Source organism: Variovorax sp. GW823-FHT02B07, assembly GCF_058797695.1.
On the sequence record NZ_JBXAJX010000001.1, the window covers coordinates 735,933 to 760,298 of the forward strand.

Annotated in this window: 27 protein-coding genes; 23 read left to right on the plus strand and 4 right to left on the minus strand. The window is 62.6% G+C overall.

Annotated elements, in window-relative coordinates; genetic code table 11:
• Nucleotides 1-83 precede the first annotated feature (83 nt).
• Both AC1RGU_RS03505 and AC1RGU_RS03510 read left to right on the plus strand, forming a co-directional pair.
• Entirely contained in the window at nt 84-1,478 is a 1,395-nt protein-coding gene (locus AC1RGU_RS03505; RefSeq protein ID WP_492694745.1) for an MmgE/PrpD family protein, read from the plus strand.
• A 76-nt stretch (nt 1,479-1,554) separates the two neighbouring features.
• On the plus strand, nt 1,555-2,475 hold the full coding sequence (locus tag AC1RGU_RS03510) for a LysR family transcriptional regulator (protein ID WP_492694747.1): 921 nt from the start codon (nt 1,555-1,557) through the stop codon (nt 2,473-2,475).
• A 6-nt stretch (nt 2,476-2,481) separates the two neighbouring features.
• Here AC1RGU_RS03510 and AC1RGU_RS03515 read toward each other — a convergent pair whose 3' ends face one another.
• Complete coding sequence (locus tag AC1RGU_RS03515) at nt 2,482-3,267, minus strand: SDR family NAD(P)-dependent oxidoreductase (protein ID WP_492694749.1); 786 nt, start codon at nt 3,265-3,267, stop codon at nt 2,482-2,484.
• 171 nt (nt 3,268-3,438) lie between these two features.
• Between AC1RGU_RS03515 and AC1RGU_RS03520 the strand changes: the two genes are divergently transcribed.
• Nucleotides 3,439-4,857 (plus strand): FAD-dependent oxidoreductase, encoded by a 1,419-nt coding sequence (locus AC1RGU_RS03520; RefSeq protein WP_492694751.1) that lies wholly within the window; start codon nt 3,439-3,441, stop codon nt 4,855-4,857.
• A 411-nt stretch (nt 4,858-5,268) separates the two neighbouring features.
• On the plus strand, nt 5,269-5,589 hold the full coding sequence (locus AC1RGU_RS03525) for a LysR family transcriptional regulator (RefSeq protein ID WP_492684961.1): 321 nt from the start codon (nt 5,269-5,271) through the stop codon (nt 5,587-5,589).
• A 44-nt stretch (nt 5,590-5,633) separates the two neighbouring features.
• Here the strand turns inward: AC1RGU_RS03525 and AC1RGU_RS03530 are convergent, their stop codons facing one another.
• Nucleotides 5,634-6,563, minus strand: coding sequence for a LysR family transcriptional regulator (locus tag AC1RGU_RS03530; RefSeq protein WP_492694753.1), 930 nt, complete (start codon nt 6,561-6,563; stop codon nt 5,634-5,636).
• Between the two features lie 259 nt (nt 6,564-6,822).
• On the opposite strand from AC1RGU_RS03530, the gene AC1RGU_RS03535 reads away from it, so the two are divergent.
• Genes AC1RGU_RS03535 through AC1RGU_RS03555 form a run of 5 tightly spaced genes read left to right on the plus strand, consistent with a single transcriptional unit; the run spans nt 6,823 to nt 10,210 of the window.
• A complete protein-coding gene (locus AC1RGU_RS03535) occupies nt 6,823-7,188 on the plus strand; it encodes a cyclophilin-like fold protein (protein WP_492694755.1) in 366 nt (121 codons plus the stop codon).
• Between the two features lie 34 nt (nt 7,189-7,222).
• On the plus strand, nt 7,223-7,633 hold the full coding sequence (locus AC1RGU_RS03540; protein WP_492694757.1) for a (R)-mandelonitrile lyase: 411 nt from the start codon (nt 7,223-7,225) through the stop codon (nt 7,631-7,633).
• Between the two features lie 33 nt (nt 7,634-7,666).
• Nucleotides 7,667-8,161, plus strand: a complete 495-nt coding sequence (locus AC1RGU_RS03545; protein ID WP_492694759.1) for a (R)-mandelonitrile lyase — start codon at nt 7,667-7,669, stop codon at nt 8,159-8,161.
• A complete protein-coding gene (locus AC1RGU_RS03550; RefSeq protein ID WP_492694761.1) occupies nt 8,139-8,957 on the plus strand; it encodes a carboxymuconolactone decarboxylase family protein in 819 nt (272 codons plus the stop codon). The genes AC1RGU_RS03545 and AC1RGU_RS03550 overlap by 23 nt, the downstream gene beginning before the upstream one ends.
• Before the next feature lie 29 nt (nt 8,958-8,986).
• Nucleotides 8,987-10,210, plus strand: a complete 1,224-nt coding sequence (locus tag AC1RGU_RS03555; RefSeq protein ID WP_492694763.1) for an arabinose transporter — start codon at nt 8,987-8,989, stop codon at nt 10,208-10,210.
• A 72-nt stretch (nt 10,211-10,282) separates the two neighbouring features.
• On the opposite strand, the gene AC1RGU_RS03560 is transcribed toward AC1RGU_RS03555, so the two are convergent.
• A complete protein-coding gene (locus tag AC1RGU_RS03560) occupies nt 10,283-11,239 on the minus strand; it encodes a LysR family transcriptional regulator (RefSeq protein WP_492694765.1) in 957 nt (318 codons plus the stop codon).
• Between the two features lie 147 nt (nt 11,240-11,386).
• On the opposite strand from AC1RGU_RS03560, the gene AC1RGU_RS03565 reads away from it, so the two are divergent.
• The 3 genes from AC1RGU_RS03565 to AC1RGU_RS03575 all read left to right on the plus strand — a co-directional run bounded on the left by AC1RGU_RS03565 (nt 11,387) and on the right by AC1RGU_RS03575 (nt 13,513).
• Nucleotides 11,387-11,944, plus strand: a complete 558-nt coding sequence (locus AC1RGU_RS03565; protein ID WP_492694767.1) for a flavodoxin family protein — start codon at nt 11,387-11,389, stop codon at nt 11,942-11,944.
• A 20-nt stretch (nt 11,945-11,964) separates the two neighbouring features.
• Nucleotides 11,965-13,023 carry an NAD(P)-dependent alcohol dehydrogenase gene (locus tag AC1RGU_RS03570; RefSeq protein ID WP_492694769.1) on the plus strand — a complete coding sequence of 353 codons (1,059 nt, stop codon included), beginning with the start codon at nt 11,965-11,967 and terminating at the stop codon, nt 13,021-13,023.
• A gap of 97 nt (nt 13,024-13,120) precedes the next feature.
• A complete protein-coding gene (locus AC1RGU_RS03575) occupies nt 13,121-13,513 on the plus strand; it encodes a nuclear transport factor 2 family protein (RefSeq protein WP_492694771.1) in 393 nt (130 codons plus the stop codon).
• A 130-nt stretch (nt 13,514-13,643) separates the two neighbouring features.
• Here the strand turns inward: AC1RGU_RS03575 and AC1RGU_RS03580 are convergent, their stop codons facing one another.
• Nucleotides 13,644-14,558, minus strand: a complete 915-nt coding sequence (locus AC1RGU_RS03580) for a LysR family transcriptional regulator (RefSeq protein WP_492694773.1) — start codon at nt 14,556-14,558, stop codon at nt 13,644-13,646.
• Between the two features lie 184 nt (nt 14,559-14,742).
• On the opposite strand from AC1RGU_RS03580, the gene AC1RGU_RS03585 reads away from it, so the two are divergent.
• The 11 genes from AC1RGU_RS03585 (at nt 14,743) to AC1RGU_RS03635 (ending at nt 24,365) form a co-directional block, all read left to right on the plus strand.
• Nucleotides 14,743-15,312: a hypothetical protein gene (locus AC1RGU_RS03585; protein ID WP_492694775.1), complete on the plus strand. Its 570-nt coding sequence runs from the start codon at nt 14,743-14,745 to the stop codon at nt 15,310-15,312.
• A gap of 156 nt (nt 15,313-15,468) precedes the next feature.
• A complete protein-coding gene (locus tag AC1RGU_RS03590; protein ID WP_492694777.1) occupies nt 15,469-15,963 on the plus strand; it encodes a DUF6644 family protein in 495 nt (164 codons plus the stop codon).
• 393 nt (nt 15,964-16,356) lie between these two features.
• Nucleotides 16,357-17,487 carry an MFS transporter gene (locus AC1RGU_RS03595; protein WP_492696438.1) on the plus strand — a complete coding sequence of 377 codons (1,131 nt, stop codon included), beginning with the start codon at nt 16,357-16,359 and terminating at the stop codon, nt 17,485-17,487.
• Between the two features lie 232 nt (nt 17,488-17,719).
• Complete coding sequence (locus tag AC1RGU_RS03600) at nt 17,720-18,061, plus strand: cyclophilin-like fold protein (protein WP_492684977.1); 342 nt, start codon at nt 17,720-17,722, stop codon at nt 18,059-18,061.
• 19 nt (nt 18,062-18,080) lie between these two features.
• Complete coding sequence (locus AC1RGU_RS03605) at nt 18,081-18,422, plus strand: NAD(P)H-binding protein (RefSeq protein WP_492694779.1); 342 nt, start codon at nt 18,081-18,083, stop codon at nt 18,420-18,422.
• The gene (locus AC1RGU_RS03610; protein WP_492694781.1) at nt 18,419-19,537 is read left to right on the plus strand and encodes an alpha/beta hydrolase; all 1,119 of its coding nucleotides are present in this window, start codon (nt 18,419-18,421) and stop codon (nt 19,535-19,537) included. The genes AC1RGU_RS03605 and AC1RGU_RS03610 overlap by 4 nt, the downstream gene beginning before the upstream one ends.
• A 19-nt stretch (nt 19,538-19,556) precedes the next feature.
• On the plus strand, nt 19,557-20,324 hold the full coding sequence (locus AC1RGU_RS03615; RefSeq protein WP_492694783.1) for an SDR family NAD(P)-dependent oxidoreductase: 768 nt from the start codon (nt 19,557-19,559) through the stop codon (nt 20,322-20,324).
• A gap of 55 nt (nt 20,325-20,379) precedes the next feature.
• On the plus strand, nt 20,380-21,123 hold the full coding sequence (locus AC1RGU_RS03620; protein WP_492694785.1) for an SDR family oxidoreductase: 744 nt from the start codon (nt 20,380-20,382) through the stop codon (nt 21,121-21,123).
• 10 nt (nt 21,124-21,133) lie between these two features.
• A complete protein-coding gene (locus AC1RGU_RS03625; protein ID WP_492694787.1) occupies nt 21,134-22,219 on the plus strand; it encodes an SMP-30/gluconolactonase/LRE family protein in 1,086 nt (361 codons plus the stop codon).
• A 345-nt stretch (nt 22,220-22,564) separates the two neighbouring features.
• Entirely contained in the window at nt 22,565-23,386 is an 822-nt protein-coding gene (locus tag AC1RGU_RS03630) for a 2Fe-2S iron-sulfur cluster-binding protein (protein WP_492694789.1), read from the plus strand.
• Nucleotides 23,373-24,365 (plus strand): FAD binding domain-containing protein, encoded by a 993-nt coding sequence (locus tag AC1RGU_RS03635; RefSeq protein ID WP_492684983.1) that lies wholly within the window; start codon nt 23,373-23,375, stop codon nt 24,363-24,365. The genes AC1RGU_RS03630 and AC1RGU_RS03635 overlap by 14 nt, the downstream gene beginning before the upstream one ends.
• Nucleotide 24,366: the final 1 nt, after the last annotated feature.

Below are 24,366 nucleotides of genomic sequence, written 5' to 3' on the forward strand. Positions count from 1 at the left end.
GCTTGATTGTCAATCTGGCGTTGAAACTCAGTCAATCCGCTTTCGTTCAAGCGAGGCGGCTGTGCCCCTAGGCTCGGAAGGGCATGACCTCGGACGGGTCGATCACCATCCAGGAAAAAGAGCACATGGACCTGACCACACAGCGGCTTGCGCGCTACTCCCACGCCTTCAAGCTCGGATCCCTTGACGCGCATAGCCTGCACGAATGCCGGCTGCGGCTGGTAGATGCGGCGGCCAGCGCGATCGCGGCGTACCGTGAGCCTTTCTGCGAGCACATCCGCGGCTTCGCGAGTCGCTTTACGGGCCCGCGGAACGCGCGGCTATGGGGTAGCGGCCAGTGCGCGTCGCTCGAGATGGCGGCCTTTGCAAACGGCACGACCCTGCGCTACCTCGACTTCAGCGACACATACATGAGCCGCAACGCCGGTCACCCGAGCGACATGATTGGTGCGCTGGTCGCGACGGCTGAGGCCATGGACCGCAGTGGTGAGGCGCTGACCGCGGCGCTAGTGGTGGCCTACGAGCTGTATTGCGGCCTGTGCGACGCAGTGGCTTTGCGCGATCATGGCGTAGACCAGGCGACGTGTGCGGCGGTGGGCACCGCGGCCGGAGTCGGTCGCTTGCTGGGGCTGAGCGAGGAACGGATCGGCGAAGCCATCGCCCTCGCGCTCGCACCGAACGTGCATCTGTACAACGTGCGCAAGGGCACGCTGTCGGAGTGGAAGGGCTGCGCGGGTCCGAACGGTGCGCGAAACGGAGTGTTCGCTGCGATGCTGGCTGCCGAAGGCGTGGCTGGCCCCACAGCAGTGGTCGAAGGTGAAGGCGGCCTCTTTGAAGTCGTCGGCCGCTTCGACTGGACGGTTGGCGAGCGCGCGGCACCGCGCATTGTCGAGACGCACCTAAAGCTGCATCCAGTGTGCTACCACGGGCAAGCAGCGATCGACTCGATCCTTGCGCTCCGCGCACAGTTGAAGCCGGAGGACGTCGAATCCATCGACGTGGAAACGTACGACGCTGCGTTCCACATGGTGGCAGGTGATGCGCAGCGCTGGGCGCCGACCACGCGCGAGACAGCCGATCACAGCCTGCCGTTCACGGTGGCGGCGGCCTTGATGGACGGACGACTGTCGGCGGCTACGTACGCGCCTGACCGGTTGGTCGACCCGGTCACGCTCGCCCTCGCGCGTAAGGTGCGCGTCGTGCGTTCATCGGAGCTCACGGCGCAGTTCCCTGAAAAACTGGCGATCCGCTTCACCGTGCGCTCGCGCGATGGAAGCGTCCTCAGACGCGCACAGGACTGGCCTAAGGGACACGCGATGAACCGCGCATCCGATGGAGAAGTGGAAGCAAAGTTCATCATGGCTTACGAGGAATGGCGAGGTGCGGTGGCTGCTAGGGATGCGCTGAAAGTACTGCGCGCGGCTGATCGTCTACCGAAGGCAGCGATGCTGGTTGACATGCTCTGCGAAGACCAGTGACTGCCCGAATACGCGGCGCGAGAAGCGCGCGTATGCTGCATTCGTCGCCATTCCTACTGAACTTTCCAGGCCATCCATGCAGAACGTCCGTGGGATCACCACCTTCATCCGTATCGTGCAGACGGGCAACTTCAGCCGCGCCGCGCGCGAACTCGGCATCACGCCGCAGGGCGCGAGCATCCAGGTCAAGCAACTGGAAGAGTGGACCGGCGTGCGTCTGTTCAATCGGAGCACGCGCAGGATCAGCTTGACCGAGGAAGGAAAGAGCTTCTACGAGACCTGTGTGACAGCGATCAGCTCGATCGATGCAGAGGTAGAACGCATGCGCGACTCGTCGCAGGAAGTGGTCGGCACGGTGAGGCTCGCGGCACCTGTAGGCATGGGGTCGCGCTTCATCGCGCCCTCGATCGGACGCTTCCTCGAAAAATACCCGCGCGTGTCGGTGGACCTGTTGGTGCAGAACCGTATTCCCGATATCGTGGGCGAGGGCATCGACCTAGGCATCTTGCCGCATCCGCTGCCGCACACGAACCTCGTGGCCCGCCGTGTTGTGACTTCGCCTTTCGTGCTCGTAGCTTCACCAGCATATCTTCAGCGGTATGGCAGGCCGCTGGCCGTCGAGGATCTGGCGCGACACCGGCGGATTGACCTACGCAGCTGGATCACCAATACCGTGCGGCCGTGGCGCTTGCTGCGCGGCGACGAAGTCGTGGTGAGCGACGTGCGTGCGAGTCTAGTCACCAACGACGGCGACAGTCTCATCGAAGCGATCCTGAGCGGCGCTGGCATTGGCCTCATCACGATGTACCGCGTCGCGCCGTACCTGCGCTCGGGACGGCTCGAGACTGTCCTCGATGGATTGGTCGAGGGAGATCTGAGCTGGTCGATCTACATGCAGCAACGCAAGCACGTACCGCAGAAGATTCGAGTGCTATCGGACTACATCCACCACGTTCTCAGCACACACCCAGACCTGCAAGGGCGCGCGCCCGCATAGGGCACGCTACATTCGGTCAGTGCGGCCGCCGTCGACGCGAATCGTTTCGCCTGTGATGAAGCTCGACTCGTCCGAGGCGAGGAACAGCACCGCGTTCGCCAGTTCTTCGAGCTTTCCCGGCCGTTTGAGTACCGCCGCTTCGGTGCGCACGCGGATGTGCTCTTCTACCTCCTGCGGGGTGCGCGCAGCGCCAGTGAGCGGTGTGAGGAAGAAGCCCGGCGCCACGCAATTGACGTTAATGCCGCTCGGCCCCAGTTCGCGGGCAAGGATCTGAGTGAGCTGGATCACCGCCGCCTTGGCAGAAGCGTAAGGCGCGGCGGCGCCGGCGCTCAGCGATCCCACGTGCGGCGTGGTGCCGGTGCCCAAGCTGGAAGAGATATTCACGATCTTGCCGTATTGCTGGCGCAGCATGTAAGTGGATGCAGCTTGCGCGCAGAAGAACACTGCTTTCAGATCCAAGCCAAGCACGGCGTCCCAGTCTTCGGGGCCCACAGCGCCAAAAGCACGGTAGCGAGTGATGCCAGCGTTATTGACCAGGATGTCGATACGGCCGTGCGTGTCGACGAGTTCCTCCATGAAGTCGCGCAGCGCGCGCTGGTCTGTCACATCAACGCGGTAGCCCTGCGCCTTACCGCCACGAGCTTCGATCTCGGCGACGGCCGTCGTCAGGCTTTGCTCGTTCAGATCCACGATGATGGCGGTGGCCCCCTCGTCGGCGAAACGCGTCGCGATGGATTTTCCGAGCCCGGAACCCGAACCCGTCACCACCGCTATCTTGTTCTTCAATCGCACTTTGCTGCTCCTTGTATTGATTATTGAACCGTGACCCGAAGGATAGGAGTCGACGGCTGCAATTGCGCGCCGCATTCACAAGCTGTAGTTGAAAGTGCTTCAAGGGTCCGGTCGCACCGGAAAGGGGGCTGCCTCCCTAGCATTGCCCCTCAATAGAAAAACGGGAAACTTATGAACAGGATCGAAACGGATGCAGTGGTAGTCGGCGCCGGGATCGCCGGGCTGGTCAGCGCACTGCGGCTGGCCGAGCAGGGGGTGAAAGCCGTTGTGCTGGAGCAGGGCTCGCAGGACAAGTACCCCTGCAATACGCGCATCGCGGGCGGCGCCTTCCACGTGGCGCACCAGGACGTTGCGGACGACCCTAAGATCATCCGAGACGCAATCGTGAAGCGCATGGGCGACGCCGCGCGCGACGACGTGGTGAACGCGCTGTCCGGTGACATCGGTGAGGCTGCGCAATGGCTGAAAAAAAAGGGTGTGCGCTTCATCAAGGTTGGCCACGAGTCGTACCGCAAGCACACGCTTGCACCGCCCATCTCAACCAAGGGCCGCAACTACTGGGAGGGTCGCGGCGGTGATGTGATGCTGCGCACCCTTGCTGGTGAGTTGGAGAAGGCGGGCGGAAAGATCCTCCGCGGCACGCGCGCGAAGCAACTCGTGATGCAGGACGGCAAGTGTGTTGGTCTTCGGGCTGAGCAGGCATCGAGCTTGATCGAGATCGCGGCAGGTGCGGTGGTGATCTGTGACGGGGGCTTCCACTCCAACCTGGACCTCCTGCGCGAATTCATCAGCCCCGCCCCTGAGAAGCTCATGCAGCGCAACGCTCGCACCGGCAACGGCGATGGCTTGTGCATGGCGCGCGAAGCCGGCGCGCAACTCACGGGCCTTGACCGCTTCTACGGGCATGTGCTCGCTCAGGAGGCGATGACAAACGACGACCTGTGGCCGTTCCCGATGATGGACTTGGTGTGCGCGGCAGGCGTGGTGGTCGACGTCACTGCTCAACGATTTCTCGATGAAGGCCTAGGCGGCGTGACGATGGCGAACGCCATCGCCCGCCAGATCGATCCGCTGGGCACAACGGTGATCTTCGACTCCGCGATCTGGAACGGCCCGGGCCGCGAGTACTTGATTTCCGCCAACCCAACGCTAGTTACAAATGGAGGGACTCTGCACACGGCGCCGGACCTGCGCGGCCTGGCTGCGAAGGTGGGCTTGCCGGCCGAGATGTTGGAGCGGACCGTATCGAACTACAACGCGGCGGTGGATGCCGCCGCCACAGAATCACTCGTGCCTCGGCGCAGTGCCGGTAGCCACCAACCGTGGCCGATCCGTCAAGCACCTTTCTATGCTGTAAAGCTGTGTGCCGGCATCACGTACACCATGGGCGGCATCGCCGTCGATGCAGAGGGACGCGTTTTGAATCCGTCGAACGAGCCCATAACTGGCTTGTATGCGGCTGGCTGTGCGGCTGGCGGCGTGGAGGGCGGCGTTTTGGAGCAGGTGGCCTACGTGGGGGGGCTCACTCGTTCCACCGTATTCGCGCTGCGGGCGGCTGACGACATCCTGCACAACCTCGTGACAGGCTAGTCAAATCGCAAGCGCTGCACCTCCTTACCGACCGCCCTGGTCGGCAATGTCGATCTCGGTTCGTGGTTTCAAACAGTGGAACTGGTACTTTTGTTCGAAACTTGGCGTAGAATATTTTTTATCGGCGCACGGCGCTTCGCCGCATGGAGCATCAGATGGCTTTTCTGCGTACCTGCCTTCTAGAGGTCAGAAAACGGCATGGGCAGGATCTCCCGCCTCCGCTAGTTCCAGGCTGTTCAGGCCCGGCTGGCAGATGCGCAACCGATGACCTCGACCGCGCATGGGGTGCCCCGAGGCTCGCCATTTGTAACGCCCCTCCCGTGAGCGCTGCAGCCGTGCGCATTCAGAAACCACGAGCGTTCCCGATGGGCATGGGCAGGCCAGGCGCTCTCGAATCTGGCCTGCCACGGCATGCAATTCAATCTCGCGAAAATTGACCTGGTGTCACTGCGGCTGGCGGTGCTGTGCTCGGAGACCGGTTCGCTCTCCGCCGCCTCGAGACGGGCGCACTGCTCCATTTCAGCAGCGAGTGAAAGGCTCAGCGCGCTCGAGGATGCGCTGGGCCAGCGCTTGTTTGTGCGGGACCATCGGGGGCTGCGCATCACGGCTGCGGGGGAACTGCTGGTGTGCCACGGAGCGCTGATCTTGGAAAGACTACAGCTGTTGCACGGGCAGCTCGCGGCCCCCGAACTCGCCACGGCCGCGTTGGACGCAAGGGAAAATGTGGAATGAATTCTGTTGGCGTGGTGCTGCGCGGCCCCATGGTCCTTGAGAGGTCACGGGCCTATTTTTTTTGACTTGCGTGCTGGCTTTTCCCGGCGATAGCGCAATGCTTCGATCACCAGTGCCAGCGCTGGTGCGAGCTGGCGCCGATTGGCGTAGTACAGGTGATAGCCGGGAAACAGAGGCCACCAATCTTGCAAAACTGGCACAAGCCGGCCGGCCGCAATATGCGGCTGCATCAGATCCAAGGGAACGTAAGCGAGTCCCATACCGTCTAATGCTGCTTGGAGCATCAGAAATGTGTTGTTGAACATGGTCTGACCATCCACCCGCACGTTAAGTTCTTGTCCATCCTTTTCGAAATCCCAGGCATACAGGCTGCCGTGAGTGGGAAGACGAAGATTGATGCAGCGATGACTGATCAGATCATGGGGCGTAGTGGGAATCGGTTTGCCGGCCAGGTACTCAGGCGACCCGGCCACAGCCATGCGCAGATCTGGCGCGATGCGCACGGCAACCATGTCCTTGTCAACGCGGTTGCCAATGCGTACGCCGGCATCAAAGCGATGCGCCGCGATATCGGTGAGCGCGTAGTCCACGCTGAATTCGAGCCTGACATCGGGGTATCCATGCAGCATGGGCAGCAACCGAGGCCAGAGCACGGTGGCGATGGCGTGGTCGTGTGCAGTGATGCGTACCGTGCCGGCAGGCTTGTCACGCATGGCACTGAGCGCGCCCAACTCCAGTTCGATTTCATCGAGCCGAGGTGCAACGGTATCCAACAGCCGCGCTCCGGCTTCCGTTGTCGAGACACTGCGAGTCGTGCGTGTCAACAGCCGCACGCCCAAGCGGCGTTCCAGCGCCAGCATGGCGTGGCTCAGCGCCGAGCGGGACAGCCCCAGTTGCGCGGCCGCGCGGGTGAAGCTGCGTTCACGGGCCACGGTCACGAAGGCTTGCAGGTCGTGAAGGTTCTCTTTTGCCATTGGTGAATTACCTGCACAACCGTATCTCAATTTCACCGTCTTCTCAACCAATGATGCGCGCCATACAGTTTCATATGGGCGTGTGGCTTGGTTGAGAGCGTGAATTTCGAACGTCCTTCCAGTGGGCAACTGCCCATGAGGACGGGTAGGAATTTTCAGAACTTTTCGGCGCAGACCATTGTTGATATCAAGAGGAAACAGATGTGATCCGCCCATTGCGCATCAGCTATCGGCAACTTCGAGGCAAGGAACTGGTCCTATGAATATCCATTTAACGATCAACGGTCAGGTGCTCTCGGCGACCCTGGAGGAGAGTGCCGCTGCTCGCGAATTTCTTTCTCAGTTGCCGCTGACGTTGGACCTCGAAGACTACGCCTCCACCGAGAAGATCGCGCAGTTGTCCAAGAAAATTTCTACGGCCGGAGCACCAGCAGGCGTGACGCCTTCGTCTGGCGATATTGCCTACTACGCCCCCTGGGGAAATCTAGCCATCTTCTATCGAGATTTCGGGTACTCCGCTGGCCTCATCAGGCTCGGTCACATCGATGGCGACCTTCAGGCATTGAGAGCTCATGGCTCTCTCAGCGCGCACATCGAAGTCGCCGGGGAAAGGCTGACGCGCTAGACCTTGTCCACCCTCAGTATTGAAAGAACTCACTATGGAACTCAAACGCGCTGGAACTGAACCCTCCATCAAAGGGCCCGCCGAGTGGTTCACCGGCACGGTCCGTATCGACCCCTTGAACAACCCGCCCGCGCCGGCACGTGTCTCATGCGCCTCCGTCACCTTCGAACCAGGCGCACGCACGGCTTGGCACACCCATCCGCAAGGGCAAACGCTGATCGTCACCGCTGGCTGTGGCTGGACGCAGTGCGAAGGCGAATCCATCGTCGAGATCCGTGCGGGCGACGTCATCTGGTGCCCACCTGGCCATCGGCATTGGCATGGGGCTTCGCCCACCACCGCCATGACCCACATTGCGATCCAGGAAGCATTGGACGGCAAGAACGTCGAGTGGATGGAGCACGTCATCGACGCGCAATACCTCGCAGGCCCTGCGCGCGGCTGAGCCGCTTTGCATCACCATCAAGAAAGAATCTTCATGCACTCTCTCTTCAGAATAGCTCTGTGCGCTGCCGCCTTGCAGGCGGTCGTGGCCATGGCCGCCGAGCCTCAGGCGACCACAACTGCAGGCGCCCAACTGATCACCCGCGCGGGTGATCAATCTTCGGTCGTCGGGCCAGCGGACTACTTTACCGGTCGTGCGCGGGTCGATCCGGTCTGGCCTGCCGACAAGAACATCAATGCCTCTGGCGGTCTCGTCACCTTCGAGCCCGGCGCGCGATCAGCCTGGCATACCCACCCCGCAGGGCAGCGCCTCGTGGTGGTTTCGGGTGTAGGCCTGACGCAAGAATGGGGAAGACCCATCCAAGAAATTCGTCCTGGCGACGTGGTGTGGTGTCCGCCTGGGATCAAGCATTGGCACGGAGCCGCCCCCGCGGTCGCTATGACCCACTTGGCTGTCACAGGAACGATGGATGGCAAGAACGTTACATGGATGGAGAAAGTCACCGATGAGCAATACAACGCCCGTTGAACGTCGTAGGACGCCTTTTTTTTCCGGCGTGCTTGCCTTGGTCCTGGGATTGGCCTCGGCGGCGAGTCTGGCCGCCGATACGCAGGAGATCAAACAGATGAATCAGATGCCAGCCAGCGCATCCAACGCTTCCGAAACCCTCACCGCCCGCCAACAGGCCATCGTGCCCATCGCGGCCTTTGGCGCGGCGGGCGACATCGCCAAGCTGAATGCCGCATTGAACAATGGGCTGGATGCCGGTATGACGGTCAGCGACGCCCGCGAAATCTTGGTGCAACTCTATGCCTATGCTGGCTTTCCGCGCAGCCTCAATGCGCTGGGCGAGTTGATGAAGGTGCTTGAGACGCGCAAGCAGCGCGGTATGGAGGATGCGCCAGGCAACGCGCCCAGCCGTCCGATCCCGAAGGGTGACGCACTGTTGGCCGCCGGGATGGCCAATCAGACCAAGCTGTCTGGCGGTCCGGTCGAAGGACCGTTGTTCGACTTCGCGCCCACGGCGAACGAATATCTCCGCACGCACCTGTTCGGCGACATCTTCGAGCGCGACAACCTCGATTGGAAAAGCCGCGAGCTGGCCACAGTGGGAATGCTGTCGGCGCTGAGCGGTGCCGAGTCGCAATTGCAGGCGCACATGCGCATCAGCATGAACGTGGGCCTCACAGCGGGCCAACTGCGTCAGCTCACCCAGGTGCTGGCCGCGCGCACGGACGCGCAAACAGCTCGCCGCGCGAGCGAAGCGTTGGCGCGGCATCTGGCAACCCTTCCTGCCGGGAAGAAGCAAGAGCCCGCTTCATGATGCGGTCGGGTTTGCCCGCCAGAAAGTCAATGCGAGTGACCGTCACCCAATTTCCGGATTCGCCTATCGATCGCACTCTGCTGTCCTTGATGGCGTGCGTGTTCGCGGTATTTCTCGTCACGGGTGCGGCACTGCCCGCCTTGCCGCTGCATATCCACGGAGATCTTGGTTTCAGCGCATTCACGGTGGGCCTCGTTTCGGGTGCGCAGTTCGCTGTGGCGCTGCTTTGTCGGCTGTGGTCTGGGACGATTTCAGACCTGCGGGGCCCCAAGTTTGCTGTAGTGGTGGGCGTCGCATTGGCAGCACTCGCTGGATTGCTTTACCTTGCATCGACGCTAGTCTCTGGCGCCCCCATCTTGTCGATCGCGATCCTGATCGTAGGCCGCGTGCTGTTCGGTGGCGCCGAAAGCTTCATCATGATTGGCGCGCAAAGTTGGTGCCTGTCGCTCGCGGGCTCCGGCAGCGTGGGCAAGATGATCGCGTGGATCGGCACGGCCATGTTCGTCGGCTTGGCCCTGGGCGCACCCCTGGGGGGTTTTCTGTATACGACCTTCGGTTTTGTGTCGATCGGATGGGCAACACTTGCCGGCGCTGCAGCAACCTGGTTGTTGGTCGTCTCTATTCCCGCTGCTCGACCCGAACCGCAAAGCCGCAAGGCCATCAAGCAGGTTCTGAAAGCGGTTTGGATACCTGGAGTGGCGATGGCTTTTTCCAGCCTGGGTTACGGCATCATCACGGCGTTTGGTGTGCTGTTGTTTGTCCAGCACGGTTGGCAACCGGCTTGGTTGTCCTTCACCGCATTTGCCGTCGCCCTGATGGTCGCGCGTGTTTTCTTCGGTCCGTTGCCGGATCGCCTCGGCGGCGCGCGTACCGCGATGATTTTCATCGCCATCCACAGCGCGGGACTCGCCCTCATCTGGCTTTCACCCTATGCGTGGCTCGCTTTTCTCGGGTCTGCTATGGCGGGCTTCGGCTACGCGCTGGTGTATCCGGGCCTCGGCATGGAGGCCGTCGCTCGGGCACCGGTAGAGGCGCGAGGACTCGCAATGGGCGTTTACACGGCCTTCATCGACTTGGCGCTCGGCCTGTTCGCGCCGCTGCTGGGGCTGCTTGCCAATGTGATCGGGCTAGCGCAGGTTTTTCTCGTCACCGCGTTGCTCACGCTTTGCGCCGTACCGATCGCGGCATGGCTAGGTGCTCATCCGGTCCGTAGGATCGTGCCAGACCCCGTATTGCGCTCCGGTCAGCAATAGCCATTGGGGACAGGTATCTCGGCTTGGGCAGCCCAAGATGAGATATGGCACAAGACCACGAGTTGCTGGATGTCAAGCTGCGTGTTCAGCCAGCGCGTCCAGCGGCACATGCAATGTGCTGTTCGCTGAAAATGCTTCGAGTAGGTAGTCCACCACGACTCGCACGCGAGGAGCGATCAGGGCGCGATGCGGGTACTGGATCACCATTTCATAGCTACCCGGATGATGTTGCCGATGCAGGACAACCTTCAACCGGCCGGCTACCAAGTGCTCCCAGGCGAGATGGACGGCGACCTGGGCCACGCCGATGCCATCGCATGCGGCTTCGACGAGGGTTTCCGGCGCGGAGAGCGTCAAGACCGTCGAGTCCGTCGGATCAAGCGTGGTGATGCTGCCATCGTCGGCTTGGAAACTCCAGGGATCTACCGCGCCGCCCAGGAAGCGCCGGGCGACCAGTCGGTGTTGTTGCAAGTCCTCGACCGTGCGCGGCACGCCTCGGCGAGCGAGGTAGTCGGTCGATGCGGCGAGCATCGTGTAGAGGCGGCATACCGGACGCGATACCAGGGCAGAGTCCCGGATGTGACCACCCCGGAGGCCCAGGTCATAGCCGTCACGGACGAGATCCACCAAGCGGTCATCGAAATCCACCGCGATAGACAGCCCCGGGTGACGTGACAGGAGTGCGGGGAGGACGGGCATCAACTGTTCCCTCCCAAATGCGGTGCTGGTCGAGATGCGCACACGTCCATTCGGTTCGGCGCGCTGGGCGGCAACAGCATCGACGGCCGCATCGAGCGCTTCGAGGGCTACCCGTGCCTGCCGAAGAAACACAGTGCCTTCATCCGTGAGGTTGAGAGTTCGGGTCGTGCGATTCAGCAGACGAACCCCCAGTGCAGTCTCCAGGCTAGCGACGTTCTTGCTCACGGCAGCGGATGTCACCCCCAGCACGCGCGCGGCCGCCGCAAAACTGCCGGTATCCACTGCCTGGATGAAGGAAAGGATGGCTCGCACCCGATGTGATGAATCCATGTGCTCCTCCTGGGGGCAGCCGTCGCGAAAAGCGGTAGGCCCCACTCACTCCCAACTTAATGTTGAAAGTCAAACAACCCATCATCTACTTCTAGTTGATTGTAATGGCGAGCACCATGCGAACAAGACTTGAAAAGGGGTTATCCGATGTCTGTTTGCATCATCTACGACAGTGGCACCGGCCACACCAAGAAGCAGGCCGAGGCCATCGCCGAGGGCGTTCGCAGCGTTCCCAGGGCCGAGGCCCAATTGGTTGCCGTGGCCGATGGCCCGATCGACTGGGAGGCGCTCGCTGCCAGCGACGCCATCATCTTCGGATCGCCCACATATAACGGCGCGATCAGCGCCCGGTTCAAGAAGTTCATGGAGGACTCGACCCGGATCGCATGGGTGCCGCAGACCTGGCGCAACAAGATCGCCGCTGGATTCACCAACTCTGGCTCCATGCACGGCGACAAACTCAATTCGCTGGTCACCCTGGCGCTGTTCGCGGCCCAACACGGCATGGTGTGGGTCGGCCTGGACTTGTTCCCGGGCAAGAGTGATGGCGAGCTGAATCGAGTCGGCGGCTGGCTGGGCGCGATGGCGTTCTCCAAAGACGAGTCGCCGGAACTGTCGCCGATCAAGAGCGATCTGGACACGGCTCAGCACCTCGGCAAACGCGTTGCAGAGCTGACCCAGCAGTTCGTCGCTGGACGCGGCTAATGCAGCGAGAGAGCTTCACCATGGAAACCTTGGGATACGCCGCGCCTTCTGCGACGGACGCTCTGGCCCCGTTCCAGTTCAAGCGGCGCGAACCGCGCCCTGACGACGTCGTTCTGAACGTTCTTTACTGCGGCGTGTGCCACACCGACCTGCACATCGCCCGCAACCACGGTGGTTTCACGCGCTATCCGGTCGTGCCTGGGCACGAGATCATCGGCCGGGTCACACAGGTCGGTAGCGGCGTTACCCGCTTCAAGGTAGGAGACACCATCGGCGTCGGCTGCATGGTCGACTCCTGCCAGCACTGCAACCCTTGCCTTCAAGGCTACGAGCAGCACTGCGCGGAAGGCGCAGTATTCACCTATAACGGCACCGACCGGCACGATCACCTGCCGACCTTCGGCGGCTACTCGAACCAGATGGCCGTATCCGAGAAGTTCGTCCTGCGCATTCCGGACGGGCTCGACCTGGCCGGCGCGGCGCCATTGCTATGCGCTGGCATTACCACTTGGGAACCTCTTCAGCAGTGGAAGGCCGGTCCGGGCCGCCGGGTAGCTGTGGTCGGCCTCGGCGGGCTGGGCCACATGGCACTGAAGCTGGCAAAGGGGCTTGGCGCCGAGGTCACGCTGTTCACCCGTTCGCTCGGCAAGGAAGCCGATGCTCGCCGCCTTGGGGCCGATCACGTCGTGCTGTCGAGCGATGCGGAGCAAATGGCGGCCGTCGCCGGCCGGTTCGACTTGATCGTCGATACCGTGCCCTACGAGCATGACGTCAATCCTTACGTGCCGACGCTGACCTTCAACGGCACGCTGGTGCTGGTCGGCTACATGGGACCGCTGAACGAGCCGGTGGCGGCCGGGGCGCTGGTGTTCGGCCGCAAGGCCATCGCCGGTTCCTTCATTGGCGGTGTCGCGGCGACCCAAGAGATGCTCGATTTCTGCGGCAAGCACAGCGTCGTCTCGGACGTCGAGGTGATTTCAATCCAGCAGATCAATGAAGCCTACGAGCGCATGCTCAGGAGCGATGTGAAGTATCGATTCGTCATCGACATGGCATCGCTCAAGCCGGATGCGCCATGAGCGCGCGCGAGTGAGCACAACTGCTCACGCATCAAGCGCTTGAAGAGATCCGTCGCGGCGTTTCTCGATTCAGAAACCCCTTCTCAAGGAGGACACCATGTCCAAGGAAGCAAACATCGCCCTCGCTCGCCGACTCTATGATTCCGGAGCCGCCCCCGAAGTCACGCGTGAGGTCCTCGCGGCTGACATCGTCTGGGACATCACGCCGGGCTTCCCCCACGGGGGCATCTACCAAGGCTACGACAGCACCATGAAGGACTTCTTCGGACAGTTCGTACCGCTGTTCGCGTCTTGGGGAACCGAAGCGCTAGAGTACTACGGCGACGACGAGAACCATGTCTTCGTGTTCGGCCAGTACCACGGCGTCACCAAGGATGGGAAGAAGGCCGACGTTCGCTTCATTCACTTGTGGACTGTGCGTGACGGAAATCTCGCTGCGCTCAAGCAAGCTGCAGACAGCTACGTCGTCCAGCACGCTTTAGGCAATTGAGGGTCATCGAACCGGAGCAACCCTGGATGCTCCGGTCGCCTTGATGCTCGAGTCATTTTTTCCCGTTGATGGCGAACTTCCCACTCCACCCATGGCGCGGACTGGCTTCGCCGCCGCCAGTCGATTCGGCTTAGCGCCGCTTCGGGCTTCGCGGGTGTGTTACGCGCAGCGCGTTAACCACCAGCGAAAACGCGGGGGAGGGCTGTCGGCGGGTCGCGTAGTACAGGTAGTAGCCCGAGAACGGCGGGCACCAGTCGTCTAGCACGCGCACCAGTCGACCCTCCTCAAGGTGCGGTGCGAATTCGTCTTCGGGCAAGAATGCGATGCCCAGTCCTGCCACCGCCGCATCCACCATGCTGGGCGACGTGTTGAAGATGAGTTGCCCGTCCACCCGCACATTCAGCGGCTGGCCGCGGCGCTCGAAGTCCCAGATGTAGAGGCCACCTGCAGTCTGCATACGCATGTTGATGCAATTGTGATTCATCAGGTCGCTCGGCCTCTTGGGCGTGGGGTTCGCAGCGAAATACGCAGGTGAGGCGGCAACCGCCATGCGCAGCTGCGGCCCGATCGGCACTGCAATCATGTCCTTGTCTATGGTGCCGCCCATACGCACGCCCGCATCAAAGCGGTCGGCCACGATGTCCCTGAATCCGTAATTGATGTCGAACTCGACTTTGATGTCGGGGTATTCAAGCAGCAAGGGCGTGAGCTTGGGCAGGAGGGTCGTCCGAAGGATGTGCTCCCCACAGGTGATGCGCACTGTGCCGGCCGGCTTGTCCCGCATCTCTGTCAGTTCATCCAGTTCCGCATCGATCTCGTCGAAGCGGTGGCCGATGGCATTGAGCAAACGCTCGCCGGCAGCGGTGGGCGACACGCTGCGCGTGGTGCGCGTGAGCAGCCGAATCTCGAGCCGTGCCTCCAGGCCGCTGATGGCCTGGCTGAGGGCCGATTGTGTGACGCCCAGCAGCGAGGCAGCGCGCGTGAAACTGCCTTCCCGCGCCACCGTCACGAAAGAAAGGAGATCGTTGAGGTTGCGTTTGAGCATGACGGCAGTTTTACTGGGTTGATTGATTAGTTGAGCTGATATGCCCTAGAAGTTTGCATTAGCTAGTCAAGCTGACTTCCAGCCCGCAGCATCTTAGGCATGAAGTCGATACCGATGCCCCTGGGCTGGCCAAGATGCAAGCCCTGCCGGTCTCGTGACGCAACCGATGAACGCGGAGAGAAGAATGGCAAATGTCGACCGAATACGAATCCATGGGGATGAAACCGTATCGCGCGGGCGCCGGAGCGTGATCCGTGGCGTTGCGGCGCTGGCGGCAGCACCGCTGGCTTTGCTGCTGCCGGTCCTGCCGGCGTTCGCGCATCACGGGTGGCCTGGCTTCAACACCGACCACCTCATCTACATCGCGGGAACGGTCTCTTCGGATGGTGTCTGGGGTAATCCGCACTCGCTCTTCGATGTAACCCTGGACAGCAACCTGCCTGCCCGCACCCCCAGGCTGACGATTCCAAAGGAGTTGCAAGATCCCGAGGACAGTATCCGGGTCAGTGCCGCTCTCTCGTACAAAGGCCCCCACAAGGAGCTGGAGATCATCATTGCGCCGCCGGCCTGGTCGGGCAGGTGGGGTCTGGGCCGTGCGCTGAAGATAGGGGAGCGTTTCCAGGCGGTCGGCTACATCAATCGGACAGACGACAGTCTGTTTCGGCCGGTTGTGTTCTGGTACGGGCATGACGCAGTGTCTGTGAACCAGGTGCTCGGTAACGCGCTCCCGGTACGAGCGCCACTGCCGAGATAAGGCTGTCTGCGACAGATGCAACCAGCAGGCCAGAAGCCGCAGTGCAAGACTCCGGAGATTGGGTGATGTGGGCCGTTTTCGGGATCATCGTCGCCGCAGTAAATGCGGGTGGGTTACGCCGCCTGCGCCATTGCACCGAGCGGAATTGAAAGGACTATGCCCGATTTGCTCAACTCGTTGCTGAAGCTGTTGCAAGGCTCTGTGCTCGGAGAGGCGGTGCGGAGCGCCGAATACCTCTATCCCGTGCTCGAAGCCAGCCATATTCTTGGGATCGCTCTCCTTGTCGGCCCGGCTTTCACCTTCGACCTCCGATTGCTGGGAGTCGGACGCCGCGTAGTGTCCGTAACCACAGCCGCGCGCAATCTGCTGCCCGTCTCCCACATCGGATTTGCCATCGTCATCATCACGGGCATCGCACTGCTCAGCGCGCAGGCGACCGTGGTTGCTGGCACCGGAGCTGCGCCGTGGAAGTTCGGCCTCTTGATCCTCGCTTGCCTCAACGTGCTGGTGTTCCACTGCGGCATCTACCGCCGCGTCAATGAATGGACGGATGCCGTTGCGACCCCGCTCGCCGCCCGCGTTGGGGCACGCGTGTCACTGATCGCATGGACAGGCGTGATCTTCGCTGGCCGGCTCCTCGCCTACACCTGATCCTCCGAGCGTCGGGGTCGGCTGCAAAACTCTATCCGTTGTTTGACCATAACGGCAGCCCTACAAGATCGATTGATTAGTAGGCCTAATATGACATAGAAGGTGGCATTAGCTAGTAAAGCTGACTTCCAAGCCCCAACATTCAGGGAATGAAGTAGGCCATGCCGATGCCCCTCGGTTGGCCAAGACGCCGAGCTCTGACCTTCATAGCCCGCGTCGACTCCGTCGCTGCGCGCAACCCCGTGCTCGCTGGCAGGGCAGCGTTTTCCCCAGAAATCCGGGCACAGAACGAAGAATTTCATGACGATTCAAGCAGGTAAGACCCATGCAGTTACCTTTTCTGCCCAACACGGCGCCGAAGCTAAGCCCGCCAACTGGAGTGGTGTGTTTGCGATGTCGCTGTGCGTCTTCGCACTGATTGCATCCGAGTTCATGCCGGTTAGTCTGCTGACGCCGATCGCTACAGATCTCCACGTTACTGAGGGGATGGCCGGCCAGGGCATTGCGATCTCTGGCGCATTCGCGGTGCTGACCAGTCTGTCGATCTCCGCGCTGGCCGGCAGCATGAACCGAAAGACGCTGCTGCTGGCGTTGACGGCGCTGATGGCTGTGTCCGGCGCCGTGGTGGCGATGGCGCCGAATTACCTGATCTACATGGTTGGTCGTGCGCTCATCGGCATAGTCATCGGCGGCTTTTGGGCCATGTCTGCGGCGACGGCCATGCGCTTGGTGCCTGTCAGCCAGGTGCCGCGTGCGCTGGCAATTTTTAATGGCGGCAACGCGCTGGCGACGGTGATTGCCGCTCCGCTGGGCAGCTACCTCGGCTCCGTCATGGGCTGGCGTGGCGCTTTCTTCTGCCTGGTGCCGGTGGCGGCGGTTGCTCTGGCCTGGCAGTGGATCAGCCTGCCAGCCATGCGGACGCAGCAGCGCCCGCCGGGTTCTGGCAACGTGTTCAAGGTGCTGGGCAGTCGCCCCGTTGCCTTGGGCATGGCCGCCTGCGGCGCCTTCTTCATGGGGCAGTTCGCCTTATTCACCTACGTGCGCCCGTTCCTCGAAACAGTGACGCACGTGAGCGTGTCCACGCTGTCGCTCATCCTGCTGGTGATTGGCGTGGCCGGTTTCGTCGGCACGGCGCTGATTGGCTCCATCCTTAAGCGTGGCCTGTACAGCACGCTGATCGTCATTCCAATCCTGATGGCACTTATCGCCCTGGCGTTGATTCCCACGGGAGTCCGGGTCGCGGCTGTCGTGGTGCTGCTGGGGCTGTGGGGCCTGATGGCGACTTCGGCCCCGGTAGGCTGGTGGAGCTGGATTGCTGAAGCCATGCCGCACAACGCGGAGGCCGGAGGTGGCCTGATGGTGGCGGTGATCCAGTTGGCGATTGCCCTGGGCTCGACCGTAGGCGGCCTGCTGTTCGACTCGACGGGCTACCGCAGCACTTTTATGGCGAGTGCCGCCGTACTGCTGTTCGCGGCTCTCCTCGCCTTCCTGACCTCGCGTTCGCAAGTCCGGCAAGCGGTCTAAGCCGCACGTCACACCAGGAGAACCTATGGCCACGAGCCCCAGTACCCCTCGCAACGTCAGCCACCAAACGGCGATTGAGCATCGCCCCACGCGCAGCTTGAAGGCCATACGACCGCTGAGCCTGCTGTGCGGTCTATTCGTCCTCGGCGGGTGTGACGCTGCCCAGCCTGGAGCGTCAGGCCTTTCCACCGCCGCCACCACGGCGGCCACTGTCCAACCGGAGGAATCTCGCATGTGGATGACCGTCGGCGAACGTCGCTTCGCCATCACCCTGGCCGACACCGAAGCAGCCCGTGCCTTTGCCGCCATGCTGCCGCTCACGATCGACATGCCCGATCTCAACGACAACGAGAAGCACGCGGAGTTGCCGAAGCCGCTGCCGACCAATGCCAGCAGGCCAGGCACGATCGCCACCGGCGATCTGATGTTGTATGGGGCGCGAACCCTGGTCGTCTTCTATCTGACCTTCAACTCGTCCTACTCGTACACCCGCCTTGGCCGTTTGGACGACCCCGCTGGCCTAGCACAGGCACTCGGCAGAGGCACTGCGCGGATAACGTTCTCCAAGAACTAACGCTCAATGCCTGGGGCAAGTGGATGGTTGGCCCGTATGTCCCATCAACCTGAAGGCGGCGGAAGTCGCCGCGCAGTCGGGACTGACCTATGCCGTTCTGCACCCATTGTGGCTGAACGACAAGCCGACCGAAGAGTTCCAGTTGACCCGCAAAGGCGAGGCCTACAAGGGCACGGAAACCTCACGCGCGAGCATTGGCTGGCTCATCGCCGAGATCGTGAAAACCCGCAGCTTCATGCCAACCAGAACTCGGGCATCAGCCAGCCCAAAACCGACGGCGACAGGCCAGCAGCGTACCCCTGAGCGAACGCTACTGACCCTGCCGGCCTATTCACCAAGCACACAACGGAGAAAGTCATGAACGAAGCGACCCTGAAAATCACGAATATCAGACGGCGCACGGCCCTAGAGGGCTTCGCCCAAGGTGCCATCTTTGCTGGCCTGACCGCGACCCTCGGGAGCCAGACGGCGTTGGCGCAAACGCCTTCGCCCACGAACGCGGCGAGCGGCCTGCGGCTGACGCAGGAATGGGACAAGGTCTTCCCCAAGAGCGAGAAGGTCGATCACCAGAAGGTCGCCTTCAAGAACCGCTACGGCATCACCCTCGCGGCTGACCTGTACCTGCCGAAGAACCGGCAGAACCAGCGGCTGGCGGCAATCGTCGTCGGCGGCCCGTTCGGCGCGGTGAAGGAGCAGTCCTCGGGCCTGTACGCGCAGATCATGGCCGAGCAAGGCTTCGCCACGCTGGCTTTCGACGGCTCCTATACCGGGGAAAGCGGCGGCGAGCCGCGCAACGTCGCCTCGCCGGACATCAATACCGAGGATTTCATGGCGGCGGTCGATTTCATCGGCCTCCAACGTTACGTCGATCGCGAGCGCATCGGCGTCATTGGGATCTGCGGTTGGGGCGGTTTCGCATTGAACGCTGTGGCTGCGGATAAGCGCGTCAAGGCCGTCGTCGCCAGCACCATGTACGACATGACGCGCGTCATGTCCAAGGGCTACAACGACAGCGTGACTTCCGAGCGGCGCGCGCAGACGCTGGAGCAGCTGAGCCGGCAGCGTTGGGAGGACGCTGCGAACGAGAAGCCGGCGTACCAGCCGCCTTACAACAAGGAACTGAAGGGCGGCGAAGCGCAGTTCATGGTCGACTACCACGACTACTACATGACGCCACGCGGCTACCACCCGCGGGCGGTCAACTCCGGCAACGCCTGGACGATCACCACGCCGCTGTCGTTCATGAACATGCCGATCCTGAACTACATCAAGGAAATTTCGCCGCGCCCCATTCTGTTCGTGCACGGAGAGAAAGCCCACTCGCTCTATTTCGCCCAAACCGCCTATGCGGCCGCCGCGCAGCCGAAGGAACTTCTGATCGTCAAGGGCGCCAGCCACGTCGATCTGTACGACCGCGTGGACAAGATTCCCTTCGATGCAATGACCAGGTTCTTCAACAAGTACCTGCACCGCTGATCAGCTTCGGGGAATGCACATGAACATTTCCTACGACTTTAAAGGACAGGTCGCGCTGGTCACCGGCGCGGCCTCCGGCATGGGCCTCCATACGGCGCGCGCATTCGCCAAGGCTGGAGCAGCCGTCACGTTGTCGGATGTGAGCGAAGCTGCCTTGCAGCAGGCCGTGGACCAGATCACCGCGGAGGGCGGCAAGGCAATCGGCGTGATGTGCGACGTCGCCGACGAGGCGCAGGTCGCCGCCATGGTGGAGCGCACCGTCGCCGCTTTCGGGGGTCTGGACGCCGCGTTCAACAACGCAGGCATCCAGATTCCCGCTTCGGAGATCGCGGATCAGTCCATCGAGGACTACGACCGCATCAGCGCCATCAACCTGCGCGGCGTATGGGCCTGCATGAAGCACGAGTTGGCGCAGATGCGCAAGCAAGGCAGCGGTGCGATCGTCAACTGCTCGTCCATCGGCGGGCTCACCGGCAGGGCACTGATCGCCGCCTACCACGGCACCAAGCACGGCGTGATCGGGCTGACCCGCAGCGCGGCGCTCGAATACGCCACGCGTGGCGTGCGCGTCAATGCCGTATGCCCGGGAACGATCGACACGCCGATGGTCTCGTCCATGTTGGACAAGGGGATGCTGTCAATGGATGACCTGCTGCGCGACCTGCCGATGAAGCGCCTGGGGCGCGGCGAGGAAATCGCCGATGCAGTGCTCTGGCTGTGCAGCTCGGGCTCGACCTTCGTCACCGGCCAGGCCCTGGCTGTGGACGGCGGATTCACCGTGTACTGATGGCCACGCCGGCAACCGTTGCTTGCACACAGAGAAAGAGAAGGAAGAACACAACATGATCAAAGAAAAAGTCATCATCATCACCGGCGCCTCGTCCGGCATCGGCGAGGCCACGGCCAAGCTGCTTGCAAGCCAAGGCGCCAAGGTCGTGCTCGGCGCGCGACGGGCAGACAACCTGAAGCGAATCGCCGACGAGATCAAACAGCACGGCGGCCAGGCCGTGTATCAGGAGCTGGACGTCACCAAGCAGTCCGAGAACGATGCCATCGTCAAGCTGGCTAAGGAAAAGTTCGGCCGCGTGGATGTCATGTTTCTCAACGCCGGCCTGATGCCGAACTCGCCGCTGTCCGCGCTCAAGACCGACGAGTGGCACCAGATGGTCGATGTCAACGTTAAGGGTGTGCTCAATGGGGTGGCGGCCGTGCTGCCCGAGTTCCTGGCGCAGAAGTCCGGCCACGTCATCGCCACCTCTTCAGTAGCAGGTCTCAAGGCCTATCCGGGCGGCGCCGTCTATGGCGGCACCAAGTGGTTCGTGCGCGACTTCATGGAAGTCCTGCGCATGGAGTCCGCCATGGAGGGCTCCAACATTCGCACCGCGACGATCTACCCCGCAGCCATCAATACCGAGTTGCTGAAGACCTTCACCGACAAGACGTCTCTCGACCAGATGCAGGGCGTCTATGACAAGTTCGGCATTTCGCCGGATCGGATCGCCAACGTCGTGGCCTTTGCGATCGACCAGCCTGAGGACACGACGATCAATGAGTTCACGGTCGGGCCAGCAAATCAACCTTGGTAAGGGGTGCTCCATGACTCCAGCATCTTTCCGCGACGTAGGCCGCCAGCGCGGCGGTCTGCCGGGCGCCAAAATACGTCCAGCCTTCATCGCCACCTTCTTGGTCCTGGGCATGGGCCTCGTGGCGGGAGCGTCGGCGCAGCAGGACAACGTCGCCGGGTTGGCCTACGACGCGCAGACGCGCAGCGCGGTGCCTATCCCTGCATCCGAGCGCGCCTTGCAGGCGGCCGTGGCCGAGCCCTGGTTCAAGGTGTCCAACGAGGGCTTGATCCTCGAAGGGGCGATCTTCGACCGCAGTGGGAATTTGCTTTTCTGCGACGTGAGCGGGCGCCGCGTGTTGCGTCTGACGCCGAACAAGCGGTTGTCCACCGTCGTCACGCTGGACGCGCTCTCGCCGGGCGGCCTGTCCCTCCATCCGAACGGGCGTCTTTTCATCGCGGCACTGGACATTCCGAACAACCGCGGCGCGATCTTCGCGGTGAACCCGGATGGCTCGGACCTGCAGGCGGTCGTACCACCCCTGGCCGGGTACATGCCCAATGATCTGGTGTTCGATGCACGCGGCGGCTTCTACTTCACCGATTTCAAGGGCAATGCGACCGAACCCAAGGGCGGCGTGTACTACGCCGCGCCGGACCTGAGCACGATCAAGCCCGTGCTGCCTCATCTCGCGATGGCAAATGGCCTGGCGCTCAGTCCCGACGGCAAGACGCTGTGGGCCACCGAGTTCGGCCGTAACCTGCTGCATCGGATCGAACTGGCGGACGCGACCAATATCGCGCCCATCGGCTCGGCCATCGCCTACCACTTCACTGGCCCCGCGCCGGACTCGATGCGGGCGGACGCCGACGGCAATGTGTACGTGGCGATCTACGGACAGGGTCGCGTGCTGGCTTTCAATCGCAACGGCATCCCCATCGGCCAGGTCCTGCTGCCCGGACGTGATGGCGGCCACAACCTGGCTTCCACCAGCCTGGCCATCCACCCCAGTAGGAACGATCTCTACGCCGTCACCAGCGACTTGGACAAGGGCCAAGGCGCGACGGTGTTCCATGCCAAGGCGTTCAGCAGAGGGCTGCCGCCGGTTTCAACCCAATGATCCGCTTCAACAACGCGGCGCCGCAGCGGGCCACTCGGCCGCCCGCGGCCTGAACGGAGGGCTCGTCCATGGACCGTCGAACATTTATCACCGGAGGCGCCAGGGTGGCCTCGGGTGTGGTGCCGACCGCGGCGACATCCTGGGAGCAGACACCGCCGAGCTCCCAAAAGGGAGACACCTGAATAGGGCGGGCCCATTGGACCAACCCAGCAGGAGGACCCCATCCATGCGCATCTGATTCTGACAACTCACAAGACGCGGAAGTAGCTGACACCGCATTGGTCGCTGCCACCCCTGGCCATGCCAAACGCCAACGCCTTTGAGCGTTACAGAAAGGATTCCACGATGAAACACCCCATCGAGACCGAACCTCCGGTCGAACTGAGCGCCGACGAAGCGGCGCTCCTGAGCGAGATGCCTGAGTTGGATGGCGTCGGCCAGTCGCGGCGCACCTTCATGATCAATTCCGCCGTGGGCGGCGTGGGCGTGTTCGCGGCGAACCTGCTGGCCCAGGAGGCCGCATTGGCGCAGATGCCGCTAGCCGAAGGGGCGTCCGTTGCACCGATCAAGGCACAGAACGTCGTCCAAGTGGCCTTCCAGGTCAACGGCGTGCAGCAGACGCTGCAACTCGACTCGCGCGTTGTGCTGCTGGACGCGCTGCGCGAACGACTAGCGTTGACGGGGTCCAAGAAGGGTTGCGATCAAGGACAGTGCGGCGCTTGCACGGTGCTGGTGGACGGGCAGCGTGTCCTTTCCTGCCTCACCCTGGCTGCGACCCTCGAAGGGCGTGAAGTCACCACAGTTGAAGGGCTGGCTCAGGGCGACCAACTTCATCCGGTGCAGGCCGCTTTCATCAAGCACGACGGCTTCCAGTGCGGCTACTGCACGCCGGGACAGATTTGCTCGGCCGTGGGCCTGCTCGGCGAGGCCCGTCGCGGCGACGTCAGCCACGTTACCGCAGACGTCGGAAAGACAACGACACGCCTGACGGACGACGAAATCCGCGAGCGCATGAGCGGCAACATCTGCCGCTGCGGCGCCTATCCCGGCATCGTTGCCGCAGTGAAGGAGGCGCACTCAGGTCGCCAGACCGCCCAGACCTGGGCATTCGCCACTGAGATGCAATTGGCGTCGGTACGTAAGGAGGATGGCCATGAGACCGTTTGAGTATGTAAGAGCGGCCGACGTCGCATCCGGTGCTGCCGCGGTGGCGGGCGTTCCTGGCGCGAAATTTCTCGCGGGTGGGTCCAACCTCGTGGACCTGATGAAGGAAGATGTCGAGCGGCCCACGCGCTTGGTGGATATCCGCCAGTTGCCGCTGCGGCAGATCCAGCGCACCCGCGTCGGCCTGTCCGTGGGTGCGCTAGCGACCAACACCGAGACCGCCAATCATCCGCTGATCCGCGAGAACTACCCGCTGCTGACTCAAGCCATCGTCGCTGGTGCCTCGGGGCAGTTGCGCAATATGGCGACCAACGGCGGCAACCTCCTGCAACGCACCCGCTGCAACTACTTCTACGACACCGCTACGCCGTGCAACAAGCGCGAGGCCGGAAGCGGCTGCGGCGCGCGCGAGGGGCTGAACAAGATCCACGCCGTGCTCGGCTGGAGCGAAGCCTGTGTGGCGACCTACCCGGGCGACATGGCCAACGCGCTGTACGCACTGGATGCCAACGTGCGCATACGAGCGACGGACGGACGCGAGCGACTAATCCCCATCGCCGACTTTCATCGCCTGCCGGGCGATACGCCGCAGCGGGACAACAACCTCGAACACGGGGAGCTGATCCTCGCCATCGAGTTACCGGTCTCGGCCGCGGAGTTCGCACGCAACTCCCACTACCTCAAGGTGCGCGACCGGACCTCCTACGCCTTCGCCATGGTCGCCGTTGCCGCTGCCCTGCAGCTCGACGGCAGCACCATCCGCCAGGCGCGTGTGGTGCTGGGAAGCGTCGCCCACAAGCCCTGGCGCAGTGCCGAGGCCGAGGCCGCGCTGGTTGGCCAGCGCGCGAACGAGGACACGTTCCGCCAGGCTGCCCAGGCGGCACTGAGCGGTGCCCGTCCGCTGGCCCACAACGCCTACAAGGTGGAGCTGGGCCAACGATCCGTCGTGCGTGCGCTGATGCGCGCCGCGAGACTGACCTGAG

Bases quoted from the DNA above. Each gene is read 5' to 3' on its own strand.
- AC1RGU_RS03505 (WP_492694745.1), top strand. From the start codon at position 84: ATGACCTCGGACGGGTCGATCACCATCCAGGAAAAAGAGCACATGGAC.
- AC1RGU_RS03510 (WP_492694747.1), top strand. From the start codon at position 1,555: ATGCAGAACGTCCGTGGGATCACCACCTTCATCCGTATCGTGCAGACG.
- AC1RGU_RS03520 (WP_492694751.1), top strand. From the start codon at position 3,439: ATGAACAGGATCGAAACGGATGCAGTGGTAGTCGGCGCCGGGATCGCC.
- AC1RGU_RS03525 (WP_492684961.1), top strand. From the start codon at position 5,269: ATGCAATTCAATCTCGCGAAAATTGACCTGGTGTCACTGCGGCTGGCG.
- AC1RGU_RS03530 (WP_492694753.1), bottom strand. From the start codon at position 6,563: ATGGCAAAAGAGAACCTTCACGACCTGCAAGCCTTCGTGACCGTGGCC.
- AC1RGU_RS03535 (WP_492694755.1), top strand. From the start codon at position 6,823: ATGAATATCCATTTAACGATCAACGGTCAGGTGCTCTCGGCGACCCTG.
- AC1RGU_RS03540 (WP_492694757.1), top strand. From the start codon at position 7,223: ATGGAACTCAAACGCGCTGGAACTGAACCCTCCATCAAAGGGCCCGCC.
- AC1RGU_RS03545 (WP_492694759.1), top strand. From the start codon at position 7,667: ATGCACTCTCTCTTCAGAATAGCTCTGTGCGCTGCCGCCTTGCAGGCG.
- AC1RGU_RS03550 (WP_492694761.1), top strand. From the start codon at position 8,139: ATGAGCAATACAACGCCCGTTGAACGTCGTAGGACGCCTTTTTTTTCC.
- AC1RGU_RS03555 (WP_492694763.1), top strand. From the start codon at position 8,987: ATGCGAGTGACCGTCACCCAATTTCCGGATTCGCCTATCGATCGCACT.
- AC1RGU_RS03560 (WP_492694765.1), bottom strand. From the start codon at position 11,239: ATGGATTCATCACATCGGGTGCGAGCCATCCTTTCCTTCATCCAGGCA.
- AC1RGU_RS03565 (WP_492694767.1), top strand. From the start codon at position 11,387: ATGTCTGTTTGCATCATCTACGACAGTGGCACCGGCCACACCAAGAAG.
- AC1RGU_RS03570 (WP_492694769.1), top strand. From the start codon at position 11,965: ATGGAAACCTTGGGATACGCCGCGCCTTCTGCGACGGACGCTCTGGCC.
- AC1RGU_RS03575 (WP_492694771.1), top strand. From the start codon at position 13,121: ATGTCCAAGGAAGCAAACATCGCCCTCGCTCGCCGACTCTATGATTCC.
- AC1RGU_RS03580 (WP_492694773.1), bottom strand. From the start codon at position 14,558: ATGCTCAAACGCAACCTCAACGATCTCCTTTCTTTCGTGACGGTGGCG.
- AC1RGU_RS03585 (WP_492694775.1), top strand. From the start codon at position 14,743: ATGGCAAATGTCGACCGAATACGAATCCATGGGGATGAAACCGTATCG.
- AC1RGU_RS03590 (WP_492694777.1), top strand. From the start codon at position 15,469: ATGCCCGATTTGCTCAACTCGTTGCTGAAGCTGTTGCAAGGCTCTGTG.
- AC1RGU_RS03595 (WP_492696438.1), top strand. From the start codon at position 16,357: ATGTCGCTGTGCGTCTTCGCACTGATTGCATCCGAGTTCATGCCGGTT.
- AC1RGU_RS03600 (WP_492684977.1), top strand. From the start codon at position 17,720: ATGTGGATGACCGTCGGCGAACGTCGCTTCGCCATCACCCTGGCCGAC.
- AC1RGU_RS03610 (WP_492694781.1), top strand. From the start codon at position 18,419: ATGAACGAAGCGACCCTGAAAATCACGAATATCAGACGGCGCACGGCC.
- AC1RGU_RS03615 (WP_492694783.1), top strand. From the start codon at position 19,557: ATGAACATTTCCTACGACTTTAAAGGACAGGTCGCGCTGGTCACCGGC.
- AC1RGU_RS03620 (WP_492694785.1), top strand. From the start codon at position 20,380: ATGATCAAAGAAAAAGTCATCATCATCACCGGCGCCTCGTCCGGCATC.
- AC1RGU_RS03625 (WP_492694787.1), top strand. From the start codon at position 21,134: ATGACTCCAGCATCTTTCCGCGACGTAGGCCGCCAGCGCGGCGGTCTG.
- AC1RGU_RS03630 (WP_492694789.1), top strand. From the start codon at position 22,565: ATGAAACACCCCATCGAGACCGAACCTCCGGTCGAACTGAGCGCCGAC.
- AC1RGU_RS03635 (WP_492684983.1), top strand. From the start codon at position 23,373: ATGAGACCGTTTGAGTATGTAAGAGCGGCCGACGTCGCATCCGGTGCT.